This window comes from Kribbella hippodromi (assembly GCF_039531045.1).
Classification (GTDB): Bacteria; Actinomycetota; Actinomycetes; order Propionibacteriales; family Kribbellaceae; genus Kribbella; species Kribbella hippodromi.
Window position 1 is genome coordinate 522,355 of record NZ_BAAAPH010000001.1, and the last position, 14,722, is coordinate 537,076.

17 protein-coding genes are annotated in these 14,722 nt (G+C 69.3%); 9 read left to right on the plus strand and 8 right to left on the minus strand.

Annotated features, from left to right (window positions below):
- Nucleotides 1–54 precede the first annotated feature (54 nt).
- Nucleotides 55–795 (minus strand): DUF3109 family protein, encoded by a 741-nt coding sequence (locus tag ABD260_RS02570; RefSeq protein ID WP_344231650.1) that lies wholly within the window; start codon nucleotides 793–795, stop codon nucleotides 55–57.
- Nucleotides 796–892: 97 nt separating this feature from the next.
- Here ABD260_RS02570 and ABD260_RS02575 point away from each other — a divergent pair, with 97 nt between their 5' ends.
- Genes ABD260_RS02575 through ABD260_RS02600 form a run of 6 tightly spaced genes read left to right on the plus strand, consistent with a single transcriptional unit; the run spans nucleotide 893 to nucleotide 5,355 of the window.
- A complete protein-coding gene (locus ABD260_RS02575) occupies nucleotides 893–1,825 on the plus strand; it encodes a Ppx/GppA family phosphatase (RefSeq protein WP_184839986.1) in 933 nt (310 codons plus the stop codon).
- Nucleotides 1,826–1,829: 4 nt separating this feature from the next.
- Nucleotides 1,830–2,684 carry a sugar phosphate isomerase/epimerase family protein gene (locus ABD260_RS02580; protein WP_344231651.1) on the plus strand — a complete coding sequence of 285 codons (855 nt, stop codon included), beginning with the start codon at nucleotides 1,830–1,832 and terminating at the stop codon, nucleotides 2,682–2,684.
- Nucleotides 2,681–3,286 carry a TetR/AcrR family transcriptional regulator gene (locus ABD260_RS02585; protein ID WP_344231652.1) on the plus strand — a complete coding sequence of 202 codons (606 nt, stop codon included), beginning with the start codon at nucleotides 2,681–2,683 and terminating at the stop codon, nucleotides 3,284–3,286. The genes ABD260_RS02580 and ABD260_RS02585 overlap by 4 nt, the downstream gene beginning before the upstream one ends.
- The gene (locus ABD260_RS02590; RefSeq protein ID WP_344231653.1) at nucleotides 3,286–3,855 is read left to right on the plus strand and encodes an HDIG domain-containing metalloprotein; all 570 of its coding nucleotides are present in this window, start codon (nucleotides 3,286–3,288) and stop codon (nucleotides 3,853–3,855) included. The genes ABD260_RS02585 and ABD260_RS02590 overlap by 1 nt, the downstream gene beginning before the upstream one ends.
- Before the next feature lie 43 nt (nucleotides 3,856–3,898).
- Nucleotides 3,899–4,621, plus strand: a complete 723-nt coding sequence (locus tag ABD260_RS02595; RefSeq protein ID WP_344231654.1) for an ABC transporter ATP-binding protein — start codon at nucleotides 3,899–3,901, stop codon at nucleotides 4,619–4,621.
- Nucleotides 4,618–5,355, plus strand: coding sequence for an ABC transporter permease (locus ABD260_RS02600; protein WP_344231655.1), 738 nt, complete (start codon nucleotides 4,618–4,620; stop codon nucleotides 5,353–5,355). Before ABD260_RS02595 ends, ABD260_RS02600 begins: the two co-directional genes overlap by 4 nt.
- Before the next feature lie 45 nt (nucleotides 5,356–5,400).
- On the opposite strand, the gene ABD260_RS02605 is transcribed toward ABD260_RS02600, so the two are convergent.
- From ABD260_RS02605 to ABD260_RS02615, 3 genes are all read right to left on the minus strand, one after another.
- Nucleotides 5,401–6,444 (minus strand): hypothetical protein, encoded by a 1,044-nt coding sequence (locus tag ABD260_RS02605; protein ID WP_344231656.1) that lies wholly within the window; start codon nucleotides 6,442–6,444, stop codon nucleotides 5,401–5,403.
- Between the two features lie 11 nt (nucleotides 6,445–6,455).
- Complete coding sequence (locus tag ABD260_RS02610; protein ID WP_344231657.1) at nucleotides 6,456–6,965, minus strand: SigE family RNA polymerase sigma factor; 510 nt, start codon at nucleotides 6,963–6,965, stop codon at nucleotides 6,456–6,458.
- Between the two features lie 95 nt (nucleotides 6,966–7,060).
- On the minus strand, nucleotides 7,061–8,095 hold the full coding sequence (locus tag ABD260_RS02615; RefSeq protein WP_344231659.1) for a DUF695 domain-containing protein: 1,035 nt from the start codon (nucleotides 8,093–8,095) through the stop codon (nucleotides 7,061–7,063).
- 151 nt (nucleotides 8,096–8,246) lie between these two features.
- Here ABD260_RS02615 and ABD260_RS02620 point away from each other — a divergent pair, with 151 nt between their 5' ends.
- The 3 genes from ABD260_RS02620 (at nucleotide 8,247) to ABD260_RS02630 (ending at nucleotide 10,669) form a co-directional block, all read left to right on the plus strand.
- On the plus strand, nucleotides 8,247–9,176 hold the full coding sequence (locus ABD260_RS02620; RefSeq protein WP_344231696.1) for a proline dehydrogenase family protein: 930 nt from the start codon (nucleotides 8,247–8,249) through the stop codon (nucleotides 9,174–9,176).
- 29 nt (nucleotides 9,177–9,205) lie between these two features.
- The gene (gene proC, locus ABD260_RS02625) at nucleotides 9,206–10,009 is read left to right on the plus strand and encodes a pyrroline-5-carboxylate reductase (protein ID WP_344231660.1); all 804 of its coding nucleotides are present in this window, start codon (nucleotides 9,206–9,208) and stop codon (nucleotides 10,007–10,009) included.
- 87 nt (nucleotides 10,010–10,096) lie between these two features.
- Nucleotides 10,097–10,669 (plus strand): hypothetical protein, encoded by a 573-nt coding sequence (locus tag ABD260_RS02630; protein WP_344231661.1) that lies wholly within the window; start codon nucleotides 10,097–10,099, stop codon nucleotides 10,667–10,669.
- Between the two features lie 18 nt (nucleotides 10,670–10,687).
- Here the strand turns inward: ABD260_RS02630 and ABD260_RS02635 are convergent, their stop codons facing one another.
- The 4 genes from ABD260_RS02635 to ABD260_RS02650 all read right to left on the minus strand — a co-directional run bounded on the left by ABD260_RS02635 (nucleotide 10,688) and on the right by ABD260_RS02650 (nucleotide 14,678).
- The gene (locus ABD260_RS02635) at nucleotides 10,688–11,446 is read right to left on the minus strand and encodes an endonuclease/exonuclease/phosphatase family protein (protein WP_344231662.1); all 759 of its coding nucleotides are present in this window, start codon (nucleotides 11,444–11,446) and stop codon (nucleotides 10,688–10,690) included.
- Nucleotides 11,443–12,411 (minus strand): tryptophan--tRNA ligase, encoded by a 969-nt coding sequence (gene trpS / locus ABD260_RS02640; protein ID WP_344231663.1) that lies wholly within the window; start codon nucleotides 12,409–12,411, stop codon nucleotides 11,443–11,445. The genes ABD260_RS02635 and trpS overlap by 4 nt, the downstream gene beginning before the upstream one ends.
- Before the next feature lie 147 nt (nucleotides 12,412–12,558).
- A complete protein-coding gene (locus tag ABD260_RS02645; RefSeq protein WP_344231664.1) occupies nucleotides 12,559–13,338 on the minus strand; it encodes an SGNH/GDSL hydrolase family protein in 780 nt (259 codons plus the stop codon).
- 224 nt (nucleotides 13,339–13,562) lie between these two features.
- Nucleotides 13,563–14,678, minus strand: coding sequence for a GDSL-type esterase/lipase family protein (locus ABD260_RS02650; RefSeq protein ID WP_344231665.1), 1,116 nt, complete (start codon nucleotides 14,676–14,678; stop codon nucleotides 13,563–13,565).
- Between the last annotated feature and the right edge of the window lie 44 nt (nucleotides 14,679–14,722).

Sequence of the window (14,722 nt, forward strand, 5' to 3'; positions counted from 1 at the left end):
CCAGCCATTCTTGCGCTCCCCACCGACAAAAGCGGGGCGGGGGTGTGTCGTCAGCTACTTCGAGGCTGGATGCGGCAACAACGGGTGTACGGCTTCCAGGTGCTGGCGGCACAGTTCGGCGAGGACGTCGTACGCCTTGAGGCCCATCAGGGTCTGCAGCTCGACCTTGCTCGACTCGTACACCGGTTCGACGGCGATGTGCGCCTCGGTGTTGCCGGTGCAGTACCAGTCCAGGTCGTGCCCGCCGGGACCCCAGCCGCGGCGGTCGTACTCGCCGATGCCGACCTCGGTGTACGACGTCCCGTCCGGCCGCTCCACGTCACGGAACGTACGCCGGATCGGCAGTTGCCAGCAGACGTCCGGCTTGGTCTCGACGAAGTGCACGCCGCGCTTCAGCGCCAGCCCGTGCAGCGCGCAGCCGGCGCCGCCTTCGAAGCCCGGGCGGTTCAGGAAGATGCAGGCACCCTCCCAGACCCGGGTCTTGCGGTCACCGTCGTCGTCGGTCTCGACCCAGCCTCCTGCCCGGCCTTCCTTGCGGAACTGCCAGTCCTCCTTGCCGAGCTCCTTGACGTACTTCTTCACCCGCTTCTCGTCGTCCTCGTCGGAGAAGTGCGCCCCGAGCGTGCAGCAGCCGTCGTTCGGGCGGCCCTTGTAGATCCCCTGGCAACCACCGCCGAAGATGCAGGACCAGTTGGACGTCAGCCAGGTCAGGTCACAACGGAACACCTGATCGGCGTCGTCGGGGTCGACGAACTCGACCCAGGCACGGGGAAAGTCGAGAGAAACCTCAGGCACCCCGAAAGCGTACGCGCCGCAGCCCCACAACCGTGAACGGAGACTCCGGAAAAGCGCTGATGGGGGCCGGTATCCGATTGTCCAGTAGCGTGAGGGTATGCGGCTCGGCGTACTCGACGTGGGATCAAACACCGTCCACCTGCTCGTGGTGGACGCGCATCGTGGTGCCGCGCCGCTGCCGGCGTACTCGCACAAGACCGAGCTGCGGCTGGCCGAGCACCTGGACACCGACGGCCGGATCGACGAGTCCGGTGCGGACGGGCTGGTCGAGTTCGTCAAGGAAGCGGTCGCGCTGGCCGAGGACAAGGGCTGCGAGTCGGTGCTGTCGTTCGCCACCTCGGCGCTCCGCGAGGCACCGAACGGCGAGAAGGTGCTGGCCCGGGTACACAAGGAAACCGACGTGACGCTGGAGGTGCTCAGCGGCGAGGACGAGGCCCGGCTGACCTTCCTGGCCGTCCGCCGGTGGTTCGGCTGGTCGTCCGGCCGGCTGTGCGTGTTCGACATCGGTGGCGGCTCGCTGGAGATCGCGGCCGGGTCGGACGAGCAGCCCACGGTCGCGGAGTCGGTCCAGCTCGGTGCCGGCCGGCTGACCCGGGAGGGCCTGACCGCGGACCCGCCGGACAAGGACGAGGTCCGCGCGTTGCGCCGCCGGATCCGGATGGAGCTGGCCGCCGTCGCAGGCCCGATCCTGCGGGCCGGCAAGCCGCAGCGTTCGGTCGCCACCAGCAAGACCTTCCGCTCGTTGGCCCGGATCGCCGGCGCGGCACCGTCCGCCGACGGGCCGTACGTGCCGCGGCTGCTGAACCGGGACGACCTGAACGAGTGGATTCCGAAGCTGACCACGATGACGGCCGCCGAGCGCGCCGCGCTGCCCGGGGTGTCGGCCGGCCGCGCGTTCCAGCTGACCGCCGGTGCCCTGGTCGCGGACGCCGTGATGGACCTCTTCGACCTGCCCGCGCTCGAGGTCTGCCCGTGGGCCCTGCGCGAAGGCGTCATCCTGTCCCGGCTCGACCAGCTGCAACCCCGGTGAGCGAATGAACCCCCGTACGACCGCGAAGATCGGCCTGTCCACCGCCTCCGTGTACCCGGAGTCCACCGCCAGCGGGTTCGAGCTCGCGGCGCGCCTCGGGTACGACGGGGTCGAGGTGATGATCGGGATCGACCCGCTGAGTACCCAGATCGACGCGATCCAGCGGCTGATCGACTACCACCAGCTGCCGGTGCTGGCGATCCACGCGCCGACCCTGCTGATCATGCAGCGGGTCTGGGGCACCGACCCGTGGAGCAAGCTCGAGCGCAGCGCCGAGGCGGCCAAGGAGCTCGGTGCCGACGTGGTCGTCGTGCACCCGCCGTTCCGCTGGCAGCGGGACTACGCGCGCGGATTCGTCGAGGGGATCGCCCGGCTCGAGGCCGAGACCGGCGTGACGCTGGCGGTCGAGAACATGTACCCGTGGCGGGCGCCGGGCAAGGGCCTGCAGGCGTACGCGCCGAGCTGGGACCCGACCGAGCAGACGTACGCGCACACCACGCTCGACCTGTCGCACGCGTCCACCGCGGAACAGGACTGCGTCGAGCTGGCCGCGACAATGGGCAAGAGCCTCACGCACGTCCACCTGACCGACGGCACCGGCTCCGCGAAGGACGAGCACCTGGTGCCGGGTCGCGGTACGCAACGTGCCGCGGAGCTGCTGTCGACGCTTGCCACCCAGGACTTCCGCGGCCACATCATCATCGAGATCAACACCCGGCGCGCGACCAGCCGTTCCGAGCGCGAGATCGACCTGGTCGAGTCGCTCGAGTTCACCCGCAAGCACTTCGTCCGCAAGTCCTCCCGCCGGACCCCGTTCGCCGTCACCCCGGACGGAGTGGTCTCGGAGCTGGCTCCGTGACCACCGCTCGCCGGTCACCACCCCGCCGGTCACCCGGCCGTCGCCCGGGCGGTCCTGACACCCGCGGCGAGATCGTCAAGGCGGCCCGGGAAACCTTTGCGGAGAAGGGATTCGCGGCCACCTCTCTGCGCGCCGTAGCCCGCCAGGCCGGCGTGGACGCGGCGCTGGTGCACCACTACTTCGGCGGCAAGGACGAGCTGTTCATCGAGGCGATGGCGCTGCCGATGGACCCGCGGCAGGTGGCGGCCCGGATCGTCGACGGCCCGCGCCCGGAGCTCGGCCGCCGGATCGTGACGGTCTTCCTCGGCCTCTGGGAGTCGGACGACGGGCAGCAGCGGATGAAGGCGATGCTGCGCAGCGTGGTCACCAGTGACGAGGTGGCGCGGACGATGCGCGAGGGGATCACCAGGATGATTCTCGAGCCGGTGGCGCAGTTTGTCGGGCCGCCGGACGCCAAGCTCCGGGTCAGCCTGATCGCCAGTCACCTGATCGGCGTCGCGCTGACCCGGTACGTGGCCGGGCTCGAGCCGGTCGCCTCGACGGAGCTGGGTCCGTTGATCGACCACCTCGCGCCCGCGATCCAGCAGTACATCGACGGCTGATGCGGGTACCGACCGACGGCGAGATCCGCGCCCTGCACCGCGAGTACGCGCCGAGCCGCGCCGCGTACGAGATCGTGTCCGAGCACTGTCAGTTGGTGTGCTCGGTGGCGGAGCAGTTCTTCGGTGGGCTGGATATCGACACCGACCTCGTCCGGGCGGGCGCGCTGCTGCACGACATCGGCGTGTACCGGCTGGACTCCGCGCCGTACATCCGGCATGGCGTACTCGGCCATGAACTGCTCGCGTCGATCGGCTATCCGGTCGAGCTGTGCCGGTTCGCGTCCTGTCACACCGGGGTCGGGATCACCCGGGAGGACGTGGTGCGGCAAGGACTGCCGATCCCGGTCGCCGACTACGTACCGTCGACTCCTGAGGAAGAACTTGTCCTTTATGCCGACAAGTTCCACAGCAAGCGGACGCCGCCGGTGTTCCTGTCGGGGGCTACGTACGCGACGGAGGTGGCGCGGTTCGGTGCGGACAAGGTGGCCGCGTTCGGGGCGCTGCGGGCGCGGTACGGCGATCCCGAGCTGGGTGCGCTGAGTGCCGCCACGGGGTACGCCGTCAACTGACCTCGTTGTTGCCAGTGGACGTTCCGAGCGCTAAATTCATCATATGATGAAAAACGCCGTGAGCTGCCGGGACGTGGTCGTCGTCCGCGGCGGCCGGGAGGTGCTGCACGGGGTCGGCTTCGATCTCCGGGCCGGGACGGTGACCGGGCTGCTCGGGCCGTCCGGCTGTGGCAAGACGACGCTGATCCGGGCGATCGTCGGCCTGCAGGCGCGGGTCACCGGCGACGTGTCGGTGCTCGGGCATCCGGCCGGCGCGCCGAGGCTGCGCGACCGGATCGGGTACGTGACCCAGGAGCCGAGCGTGTACGGCGACCTGACCGTGACCGAGAACCTGCGCTTCTTCGCCGCGGTGCTCGGGGTCGACTCGACGGATGTGCAACGGGTGATCGAGGCGGTCGACCTGATGACGCACGCTGACGCCCGGGTCGACCAGCTGTCCGGCGGCCAGCGTTCGCGGGCCTCCCTCGCGGCCGCGCTGCTCGGCAACCCTGAGCTGTTGGTGTTGGATGAACCAACGGTCGGGCTGGATCCCGTGCTCCGGCGTGATCTCTGGAATCTTTTCCACGAGTTGGCCGACGCCGGCTCGACGTTGCTGGTGTCCAGTCACGTCATGGACGAGGCGTCGCGCTGCGATCGGTTGTTGCTGATGCGGGAGGGGGAGTTGCTCGCCGACGACACGCCAGACGGACTGCTCGCCTCGGCCGGTACCGGCGACATCGAGCAGGCGTTCCTCACGCTGATCGACCGGAAGGCAGGTGCACGATGACTCCGCGGGTGACGTTCGCGGTCGCGGCCCGGGTGCTGGCGCAGTTGCGCCGGGACCGTCGTACCGTGGCGATGCTGATCGTGCTGCCGGCGTTGCTGGTCAGCCTGATGTACTGGATGTTCACCGACTCGCCGAACACCTTCAACCGGGTCGGCGGACCGCTGCTGGCGGTGTTTCCGTCGATCATCATGTTCGTCGTGACCTCGGTGGCGACGCTGCGGGAGCGGTCCAGCGGGACCTTGTCGCGGTTGTTCACGATGCCGATGGCAAAGCTGGATTTCCTGCTCGGGTACGCGCTCGCCTTCGCGCTGATCGCCGTTGTGCAGGCGCTGGTGGTGGTGTCGATTGCCCTTTATCTGCTGGACTTGCAGATCCAGGGCGCCGCCTGGCAACTCGGGGTGGTCGCGGTACTCGATGGCGTACTGGGCGCGGCGCTCGGTTTGTTCGCGAGCGCTTTCGCGGCGACCGAGTTCCAGGCCGTACAGCTGATGCCGGCCGTGATGATCCCGCAAATCCTGCTCTGCGGGCTGCTCGTACCGCGCGACCAGTTGCCGGGTGTACTGCACGCGGTCAGCGACGTGCTCCCACTGTCCTACGCCGTCGACGCCGTCCTGGGAGTTGCCAAGGGCAACGGCTTCACAACGGGCACAGGTGGTGACGCCTTGGTCGTCCTCGCCTTCATCCTCGCCGCCCTCGGCCTCGGCGCCGCAACACTGAAACGCCGCACCGCGTGAAGCCGGCGCACCCTCGCTGGAGGGCGCGCCGGCTCGGGGTCAGTTTCAGCTGAAGGTCTGGACGACCTTTCCGTTCTTGTCGTACGCCTGGATCTTCGGGTAGGTGCCCTGCTTGTGCGAAGCGGTGGTCCGGTACACGAGCGCGAACCAGCCGCCCTGCCCGACCGGGACCACGTAGGGGCGAGCCTTGCCCAGGTGCACCTGGACTGTGGTCGCGGTCGTCGACGCGACCCGGCCCCAGGCGGTCATCCCGTATCCCTTGCAGACGCCCGCGGTGCACGCCCCGCTGCCGCCGGCGCCGGCGTACATGTTCGCGCGCTTGGCCTTGGCGGCCGGCTCCAGCGTCGGGTCGTCCCCGCCGAGCTTGGTCAGGGTGGTGAACGCCGTCGTCCGGTCCAGCTCGGCCAGCGGCCGTTTGTTCGCAGACAGGTCACAGTCGACCACCTTCGTGCCCGACGGTGAGACGGCGACCACGACACCGGTGCCGCGATCCTTCGACTGGTCGGAGGCCACCACCTGCCACTTGGTCAGGTCGACCCAGGACAGCACCGAGCAGTTCCGCAACTTGCCGGCGACGCTCGTCGGCACCGGATCCTTGGCCGCCGCCGCGACCAGCTCGGCCGACGGCTTGTCACCACCGGGGACGATGCACCGGTTGAACCGCTCGCCGTTCGCGACCTTGTACATCGCCATCCGGCCGGTGCGGTACGTACCGGCATGTTTCTCCAGCGGCCGCTTCTCGTCCGGATTCCGCAGCGAACACCGGCGTTGCGCCTCGTCGTAGGAGACCCGCTGGTCGGCGCCCGCCTCGCCGCGCGGGACGCCCGGTACCGCGCTGAAGTCCGAGTTCTGCGCCTGGCTCTGGCCGGCGACGCTCGGTTGCCGGCCGGCCGAGGTCAGGTTCGGCAGGACGGTGACGGCGAGCGCGACCGCCGCGACGCCGGCGACCGCTCCGCCCGCGCCGATGAACGTCCGGCGGCGCCGGCCGCGACGGCCCCGGGCCAGCGCCTGCGCGCTGTCGACGGGTTGCAGTGGTTCGCTTTCGGCCAGCCGGTGCAGCTCGGCGCTGACCTCACGTGTGTCTTCCATCTCGTTCTCCTTCACAGCGCCGCCCGGCCGGTTCGCCGGAGGTCGATGGCCCGTCGGAGAGTGTCGAGGCCACGGGCTGCCTGGCTTTTCACGGTGCCTTGCGAGCAGCCGAGGATTTCCGCGGTCTGTTCGATCGACAGGTCCTCGTAGTACCGCAGCACCACGCAGGCACGTTGCCGCGGCCCGAGTGACTTGAGTGCCGCCAGTACCTCGTCCCGCTCGGCGTGACCGTGGGCGAAGTCGTCCGGAACCATCCGGTCGGGTACCTCGGCGATCGCCACCTCGCGCCGCCAGGGGCGCCGGCCACCGTCGTACGCCGCATTCACCACCATCCGGCGGGCGTAGGCCAGCGGATTCCCCACTCGCCGCACCTTCGGCCAGGCCAGATACAGCTTGTACAGCGCGTCCTGGACGATGTCGTCCGCCCGATGCCGATCACCCGACACCAAGAACGCCGTCCGCCGCAACGACGCACCCGCCACCTCGACGAACTCGACGTACTCCCGGTCCCGCTCCGCCATCCGAGCCTCCACTCTCCATCTCACCCCCAAGACGGAAAGCCGAATCGCCCAGGTTGCACCGCCACCAGATTCGCACAGGAACCCGGCGGCCGCGGCTAGCTGGAGAGGTGGGTGACGTTCTGCCAGGCGGGGTCGGGGGTGGTGACCAGGGTCACTTTTCCGTGCGGCCAGCCGGTGGTGGCGGCTTGCAGCTGGGCGTCGGCGGGGGTGGTGCTGTCGACGTAGTAGTGCAGGATTCGAGTGCCGGCCGAGGTCTCATGGGCCAGGAGGTTGCCGGAGCCGCCCAGGCGGTCGGTCAGGTGGTCCTCGAAGGCGCGGAGCTCGTCGAGCATCTCGGACTCGGGCAGACCGTCGTCGCGGACCAAGGGGTACTGGATGGAAACCGCCACATGCGTGTCGAGGTGCGGCCGGCGGATCGAGCGGAGTGGGTACTCGGCGGTGGCGATCACGCGCTGACCGTCCCGGGTACCCTCCAGCATCTTCCACGCCGGGCTGCCGTCGTCGAGCGTGTGTTCGGCGGCGAAACCGGCCACCGCGGGCAGCAGCTCCTGGACGGGTACGGCGCCCGCGGGTGCCTGCGCCAACGGGTCGATCGCGCCGACCCAGGTCTCCACCATCTCCTCGCCGAGCACCAGATCGAGGATCAGGAAGGTCACCCGCCGCTGCGCATCCACCGGCAAGGACTCGAAGACCGGGTGATGTACGCCGACATGCACCGACGCCGAATCCGGGTCGATAGACACTACCGATTCGTCGATCGCGACCGGCGGAAGGCCGTCGAACTGGATCGTCACCGCCGGCCCCGGGCGGCGCAGGTCCGCGTACTCCCAGAGCTGGTCCGACGGCGGTGCGGCCCGCAGCCAGCGGCGGGCGACCGCGCGCTGGGCCGGGTTGCCGGCCGCGGTGACGATCAGCACGTGCTCGGCGTGCAGCCCGGGACCGAGCTCCCACTCCAGGTCCGGGTGGATGCGGGCGATCCGCTCGTTCAGCATCGCGTTCGCGTCGGCCGGCTGCCGGCGCGCGACGGCGTCCGCGACCGTCGTGGCGCCGGTACCGGACCACCAGGACCAGAACGCGCCGATCGGGTCGGCGTCCACCACGATCCGCCTGCGACGCTTGAAGATGGGCATGTGCGCATCTTCTCCCAGCCAGGGGTGCGACCGCCGAACCAGTAGGCCTGCTGGTGTGGTCCCGGCCACACGATTAGGGAGCGCTCGGTTCAGGCGCGTAACCTGCAGACACCACTGGCAGATGGGTGGGTTTGACGAGGAGGAACACGTAGTGCTTCGGCGAGTCCTGCTGGGCATGTCCCGCAGCCCCCAGATCAAGAAGGCAGTGTCGTCGCTGCCGGTTTCCAGTGGCATCGTGGCCCGGTTCGTCGCCGGTGAGACCGCGCCGGAAGCCGTGCTCGCGACCGAGAAGCTGGTCAGCAACGGCCTGCACGTGACGCTCGACCACCTCGGCGAGGACGTCACCGACCTGGCCGCGGCGACCGCCACCGCGGACGCGTACCTGGACCTGCTGAAGCAGCTGTCCGCGGCCGGCCTGACCAAGAACGCCGAGGTCTCGGTCAAGCTGTCGGCCGTCGGTCAGGCGCTGCCCGGTGACGGCGAGAAGATCGCTTTGGAGAACGCGCGGACGATCTGCCACGCCGCCCGCAACGCCGGCACCACGGTGACGCTGGACATGGAGGACCACACCACCACCGACTCCACGCTGGGCATCCTGCGCGAGCTGCGCCAGGACTTCCCGGAGACCGGGGCGGTCCTACAGGCATACCTGCGGCGGACCGAGGCCGACTGCCGCGATCTCGCGCACGCGGGCTCCCGGGTTCGGCTGTGCAAGGGCGCGTACAAGGAGCCGGAGTCGGTCGCGTTCCAGGAGAAGCGCCAGGTCGACAAGGCGTACGTGCGCGCGATGAAGGTGCTCATGAACGGCGCCGGCTACCCGATGATCGCGTCGCACGACCCGCGGCTGATCGCGATCGCGGGCGCCCTCGCCGACCGGGCGAACCGCCGGCCGGGCAGTTTCGAGTACCAGATGCTGTTCGGCATCCGCCCCGAGGAGCAGCTCCGGCTGGCCGGGCAGGGGCACACCATGCGCATCTACATCCCGTACGGCGAGGACTGGTACGGCTACCTGGTCCGCCGCCTCGCCGAACGGCCCGCGAACCTGCAGTTCTTCGCCCGCTCCTTGATCAGCAAGAAGTAGCCCGCCCGCGGGGGACTAGCCTGTGGACCATGAGTGCACAGGTGGCGGTCCTCGGGGCCGGAGTGATGGGGGAGACGTTGCTGTCCGGGCTGATTCGGGCCGGCCGGCGACCGGAGGACCTCCTGATCACCGAGCGCCGGGAGGAACGTGCCGCCGAGTTGCGCGAGCGGTACGGCGTGGAGGTCGTCACGAACGTGGAGGCGGCGAAGCGGGCGGACACGCTGGTCCTGGTGGTGAAGCCGCAGGACATGCCCGAGCTGCTCGCGGAGATCGCGCCCGCGATCCGGGTCGAGCAGACGGTGGTTTCGCTGGCTGCCGGGATCAGCACCCGGTTCGTCGAATCGCGGCTGCCGGAAGGCGTTGCCGTCGTCCGCGTGATGCCGAACACGCCTGCCCTGGTGGACGAGGGGATGGCCGCCATCTCGCGTGGCGCGCACTGCGACGAGAGCCACCTGGAGCTGGCCGAGAGCCTGCTGGCCGCGACCGGCCGGGTGATCCGGGTGCCGGAGAAGCAGCAGGACGCGGTGACCGCGATTTCCGGTTCGGGTCCGGCGTACTTGTTCTTCGTGGTCGAGGCGATGATCGAGGCGGGCGTGCACATGGGTCTGCCGCGCGGTACGGCGACCGATCTGGTCGTACAGACCGTGGTCGGTTCGGCGAAGCTGCTCCGCGAAACCGGCGAACACCCGACCGTACTGCGCGAACGCGTCACCTCCCCGGGCGGCACAACCGCCGCCGCGGTCCGCGAGCTGGAGGACCACAAGGTGCGCGCGGCGTTCCTGTCCGCGATCGAAGCCGCTCGCAACCGGTCACGAGACCTGGCCGCCGAGTAAGGGGCCGCTGAGTAACACCTGTCCCTCAGGTGGCGTTAAGGTTGGGCGCCGAGGTATTCCTGCCATGTTCGAGGGATGATTCCGCCCATGGGTAATGGTTCGGTCGAGCCGGCCACCACACCTGCGCAGCCGCAACACCACGAGGTGCCCCAGCTCCCGTGGCGCGTGCCGCTGGACCCGGCGCCCTGGTGGGCGTGGGCGCTGTTCATCCTGCCCTTCATCGCCGTGCCGGCGCTGAACTCCTGGCTGTGGATGGGCGCGCGGGACATGCTCGCGGTCGGGCTGCTGACGATCATCGGCGCCTCGGTGGTACGAGTTGCCGGCGGCGTCGTGCTCTACCGGGTCGAGCTGACCGCGACGTCGTTGAAGGCGCGGACGAGCATGCTGATCCGCAGCCTGTCCTGGCAGGACGTGGACGCGATCGAGATCGGCGACGACAACGTCGTACTCACCCATGGCCCGGACGAGAACGAGATCAACGGCATCCCGAAGGACCGGACGGCCGAAGTGGGCGCCGTGATGGCGGCGATCCGGCAGCAGGCCGCGGACACCCCAACGCGCCGCCACCGCCCGCGCCCCGGCATCGGCGCCCTCCTCGTCCTGCTCTACCTGGTCCTGTCCATCGGCGCATTCCTACTCCGCTGGCACATCGTCATCTGACTCAGCCGGCTAGCTGACTCAGCTCAAGGACAGCGTCGCGGCGACTGGCCAGTGGTCGCTGGGGAGGCGGTTTTCGGGGCGGTGGTGGGAGACGGCTGCGTCCGTGACGGTCCAGTCAGGGGTGACGAGGATGTGGTCGATGCGGGCGTCGTCGGTGGCGCCGGTGAAGTCGTGCCAGCTGCCGCCGGCTTCGAGGGGGACGGCGAGTGACAGGCCGGAGGCCAGTAGGGCTTTCAGTGGGGCGGAATCGGGGGTCGCGTTCAGGTCGCCCATCACGATCCACGGCAGTGAGCCGGTGATCCAGCGGGCGATCAGCCGCGACGACTGCAGCTGGGCGACCTCGCCCGCGTGGTCGTAGTGCGTGTTCACGACGCCGACCGTTGTCCCGTTGTGGTGCCGGAGCCAGACCAGAGTCGCGATCCGGGTCAGGTCGGCGTCCCAGCCGATCGATCCCGGCGTCCCCGGATCGTCCGACAGCCAGCGCGTCTCATGGCGCTCTATCCGCCAGTCGCCGGGCCGAACCAGGACCGGGGAGTGCTCACCCGCGCTCATCCCGTCGTCCCGGCCGGCGCCGACGATCTCGTACTTGGGGAACCGCCAGCGCAGGTACTCGAGCTGGTCGGGCAGCACTTCCTGCAGCCCGACCACGTCCGCGTCCAGCTGTTCGATCGCCGCCACCGCCGCCTTCCGCCGTAGCGGCCAGGCGTTCTCGCCGTCCGGTGCGGAGGAGTTGCGGATGTTGAACGAGGCAGCGCGAATCTTAGGGCGGAGCTTCATGGGGCAGATCCTGCCAAACCCATCGCTCGTGCCGCAGCCTGGAGCCGGGGCGTGCTCGCTTCGAGCGCCCGGTCCCGGCCTTGGGCCAGCAGGTGATCGATCGCGCCTGGGTCGGTGGCCAGCCGCGCGTACTCCTTCTGCAGCGGTTCGATGATCGCCAGTACGGCATCCGCGACGTCCTGCTTCAGCGCGCCGTACGACGCGTACGCCTTCGCCAGCTCGACCGGATCGCCATCGGTACAGGCCGCCAGGATCTCCAGCAGGTTCGTCACGCCCGGCTTGTTCGCCTCGTCGTGCCGTACCTCGTTGTCGGAGTCGGTGACCGCGCGCATTACCTGGCGGCGGATCACGTCCGGCGGGTCGAGCAGCCGGATCGTACCGATCGCGTCGTCGGCGTCCGACTTGCTCATCTTCGCGGCCGGGTTCTGCAGGTCCTTCACCCGCGTCGCGAGCGCGGCCTTGTTCAGCTGCGGTACGACGAACGTCTCGCCGTACTCGCGGTTGAACCGGATCGCGATGTCCCGGGCGAGCTCGACGTGCTGGTCCTGGTCACCGCCGACGGGCACCCGCTCCGCGCCGTACAGCAGGATGTCCGCGGCCATCAGGCACGGGTACGTGAACAACGAGGCCCGCGTCATCGGCCGGCCGTTGCCCTTCTCCTTGTACTGGATCATCCGGGACAGCTCACCGACGTACGAAGTGCACTCCAGCAGGTACGCGAGCTGGGCGTGCGTCGGTACGTCGGACTGCACGAACACCGTGCCTTCGGGGACACCGGCCGCGAGCATCAGCGTCGCGAACTCGCGGGTCAGCGCGGCGAGTCTTCGTGGGTCGTGCTTGATCGTCATCGCGTGCAGGTTCGCGACGAAGTAGAAGCCGTCCGGGTCGGTGAACCGGCGGAGCGCGCCGAGGTGGTTCCCGATGGTGAGCCGGCCGGACGGGGTGATGCCGGAAAGCGAGGTCATGATCGTGCCCTTTCGGTGAGTCTGAGCCCCACCGAGCGCACGAAAAAGGCCGCCTCGGCGAGGCGGCCTTGGTGGCTGCGTGCGAACACGCGCTGGGATGGACCGCCCTAGGCGGCCCACCACTGCTGCAGGTTCGTGTTCACACCATCAGCCTACCAGCGATTGGACGATCAGCTCGTTGCGTGCGTCCTGACCGAGCGGCACGGATGGGTGTACGCCGTCGCGGAGGTAGTTCGCGAGCCGGTACGGCTTGACCCAGAGCCACTCGGCCCAGCGGATGATCCGCAGGTTCGGGTACCGCTCCTGCGCGTCGTACAGCTGCATGTTCAGCCAGGAGCTGTTCCGCTGGTCCGCGAGCTGTACGGCCGCGGAGACACTGCGGCGTACGACTTGGAGGTTCACCCAGTACAGCGTCCGGTTCTGGCCGACGATGCTGACCGCGCGGGCCACCTGGGCGGCGAACTTCGGCGGGTCGAAGATGTCGTTGGAACCGCTCGCCATCAGGATGCGGCGCGGCAGCCCGTACGTCGACGCCCACTGCTGGAGCGCGTCGACCGCGCCGGAAGTGGGACGGCTCGACCAGTTGTGTACGGCCAGCTGGGTGCCGTTGCGGTTCAGCAGCCGGACCGCCAGCGCCTTGCCGTCCTGGACCGAGATGCTGTCACCGAACATGTAGACACCGCCGGTCTGGCGGGTGCGCTCGATCTGCGCCGGGGTGGAGATCGCGCGGGTCGCGGACGACCAGAAACCGGCGACGCCCGACCCGTACGGTCCGGTGGAGGTGGTTGAGGCCGCAAGTTCCGCGGCAGCCGGGCGTGCCGCGGCGGTCTGGGCCGAGGCCGTCTGGGTTTGCGCGGCGATGGCGGCGGCCGCCGCCGCTCCGGCCGTGACGATCTGCCGGCGCTTCGGGGTTGTCTGCTTCCTCACCGGAGAACTGTGCGGCCTGGACCGGAGACACGCAAGTCCGGATCTCACCGCAAGTTCACTGTATGCAGTCGGATCGCGCGTTACCCGGGAGTAGATCGACAGAAATTTGCAGATCTTGTAACGCTTTGCAGTCCGGGCCCGATAAACCGACTGTTGGACCACAGGCGGGCTGCGCGACCTGGGAGGGGTGTTCGCGCCGCCCGTCGTCGTGCGTCAGGAGCCGGTCAAGCGGTTGGCACGAGGCTGAGGTCGATGGCGTCCAGCTCGGTGTAGCAGTCGCCCTTGGTGAACTTCACCGTGTTCGGCCCCGCGTTCAGCGGCAGATCGACGGCCGATTCACCGAGCAGGTCCCAGCTGTACGACGGGTACTTGACCGTTGCCTTCGGCCCGCCGTTCGCGGACACCTGGTGGCTGCAGACCGTCCCCATCCCGTTGGCGCCCCGGGCGCGAATCCGGTACGTGCCCGCGCTGCCGACCTGGAAAGTGAAGGTGACCGAGCTGTCGGCGTAGTCGATGTAGCCGATCTTCCCGCCGCCGGACGCCGACGTGATCTGGACCCGCTTCGCGTTCGTGACTCTCGCGTTCGCGGTCTGCTCGGCCTCGTACCGGGTGATCGGTACGCCGGTCAGGGCGCTGTACCAGCGGATCGCCGCCTTCGACGCGGCGCCGTAGTTCGGGTGCCACATGTCGACGAAGTCGTACGGCTGGAACAGACCCGAGTTCGCGTCCACGTACCGCACCTGTTTCCCGGCCGCCGCCTTCGCCGCGACGATGCCGGGGATGGTGTAGTTGAACGCCGCGACGCGGGCGTAGTGATTCGGGTCGGCGAGCTGCGGGATGCTCGCGACGAACAGCTTCACGTCCGGCAAGGTGGTCGTGATGGTGTCGATCAGCGTCGACAGCTTGCCGGGCGCGGCGCCGGCCGACGCGTCGTCGTACATGTCGTTGGTGCCGATCTGGAGCGTGATCACGTCCGGCCGGTACGTGGTCAGCCAGCCGGTGACACTGCCCTGGAGCTGCCCGATCGTCCAGCCGCCGTGCCCTTCGTGATCGCGGTCGCCGAGTACGCCGGCCGGTCCGCTGTTCACCGATCCGACGAAGTCGACCGGTCTGCCGTCGGCGCGCAAGAGTTGCCACAAGTCGGCCCGGTACGCGGCTCCGGCGGCGTCACCACCGACGGTGTTCGAGTCGCCGAGCGGCATCAGCTTGGTCGGCGTCGCGCGCCTGATCGGGACTGCTGGTTCATCGGCAGCCGGAGCCGGAGCCGGAGCGGGGGTGAAGGTGAAGGCCAGGGCGCCGACGCTGGCGATGGCGGGCAGGGCACGGAGTAATCCACGCATGGGGTGTCTCCTTCGGGGCGGCGGATGCCCCGATCGTCAGCCCG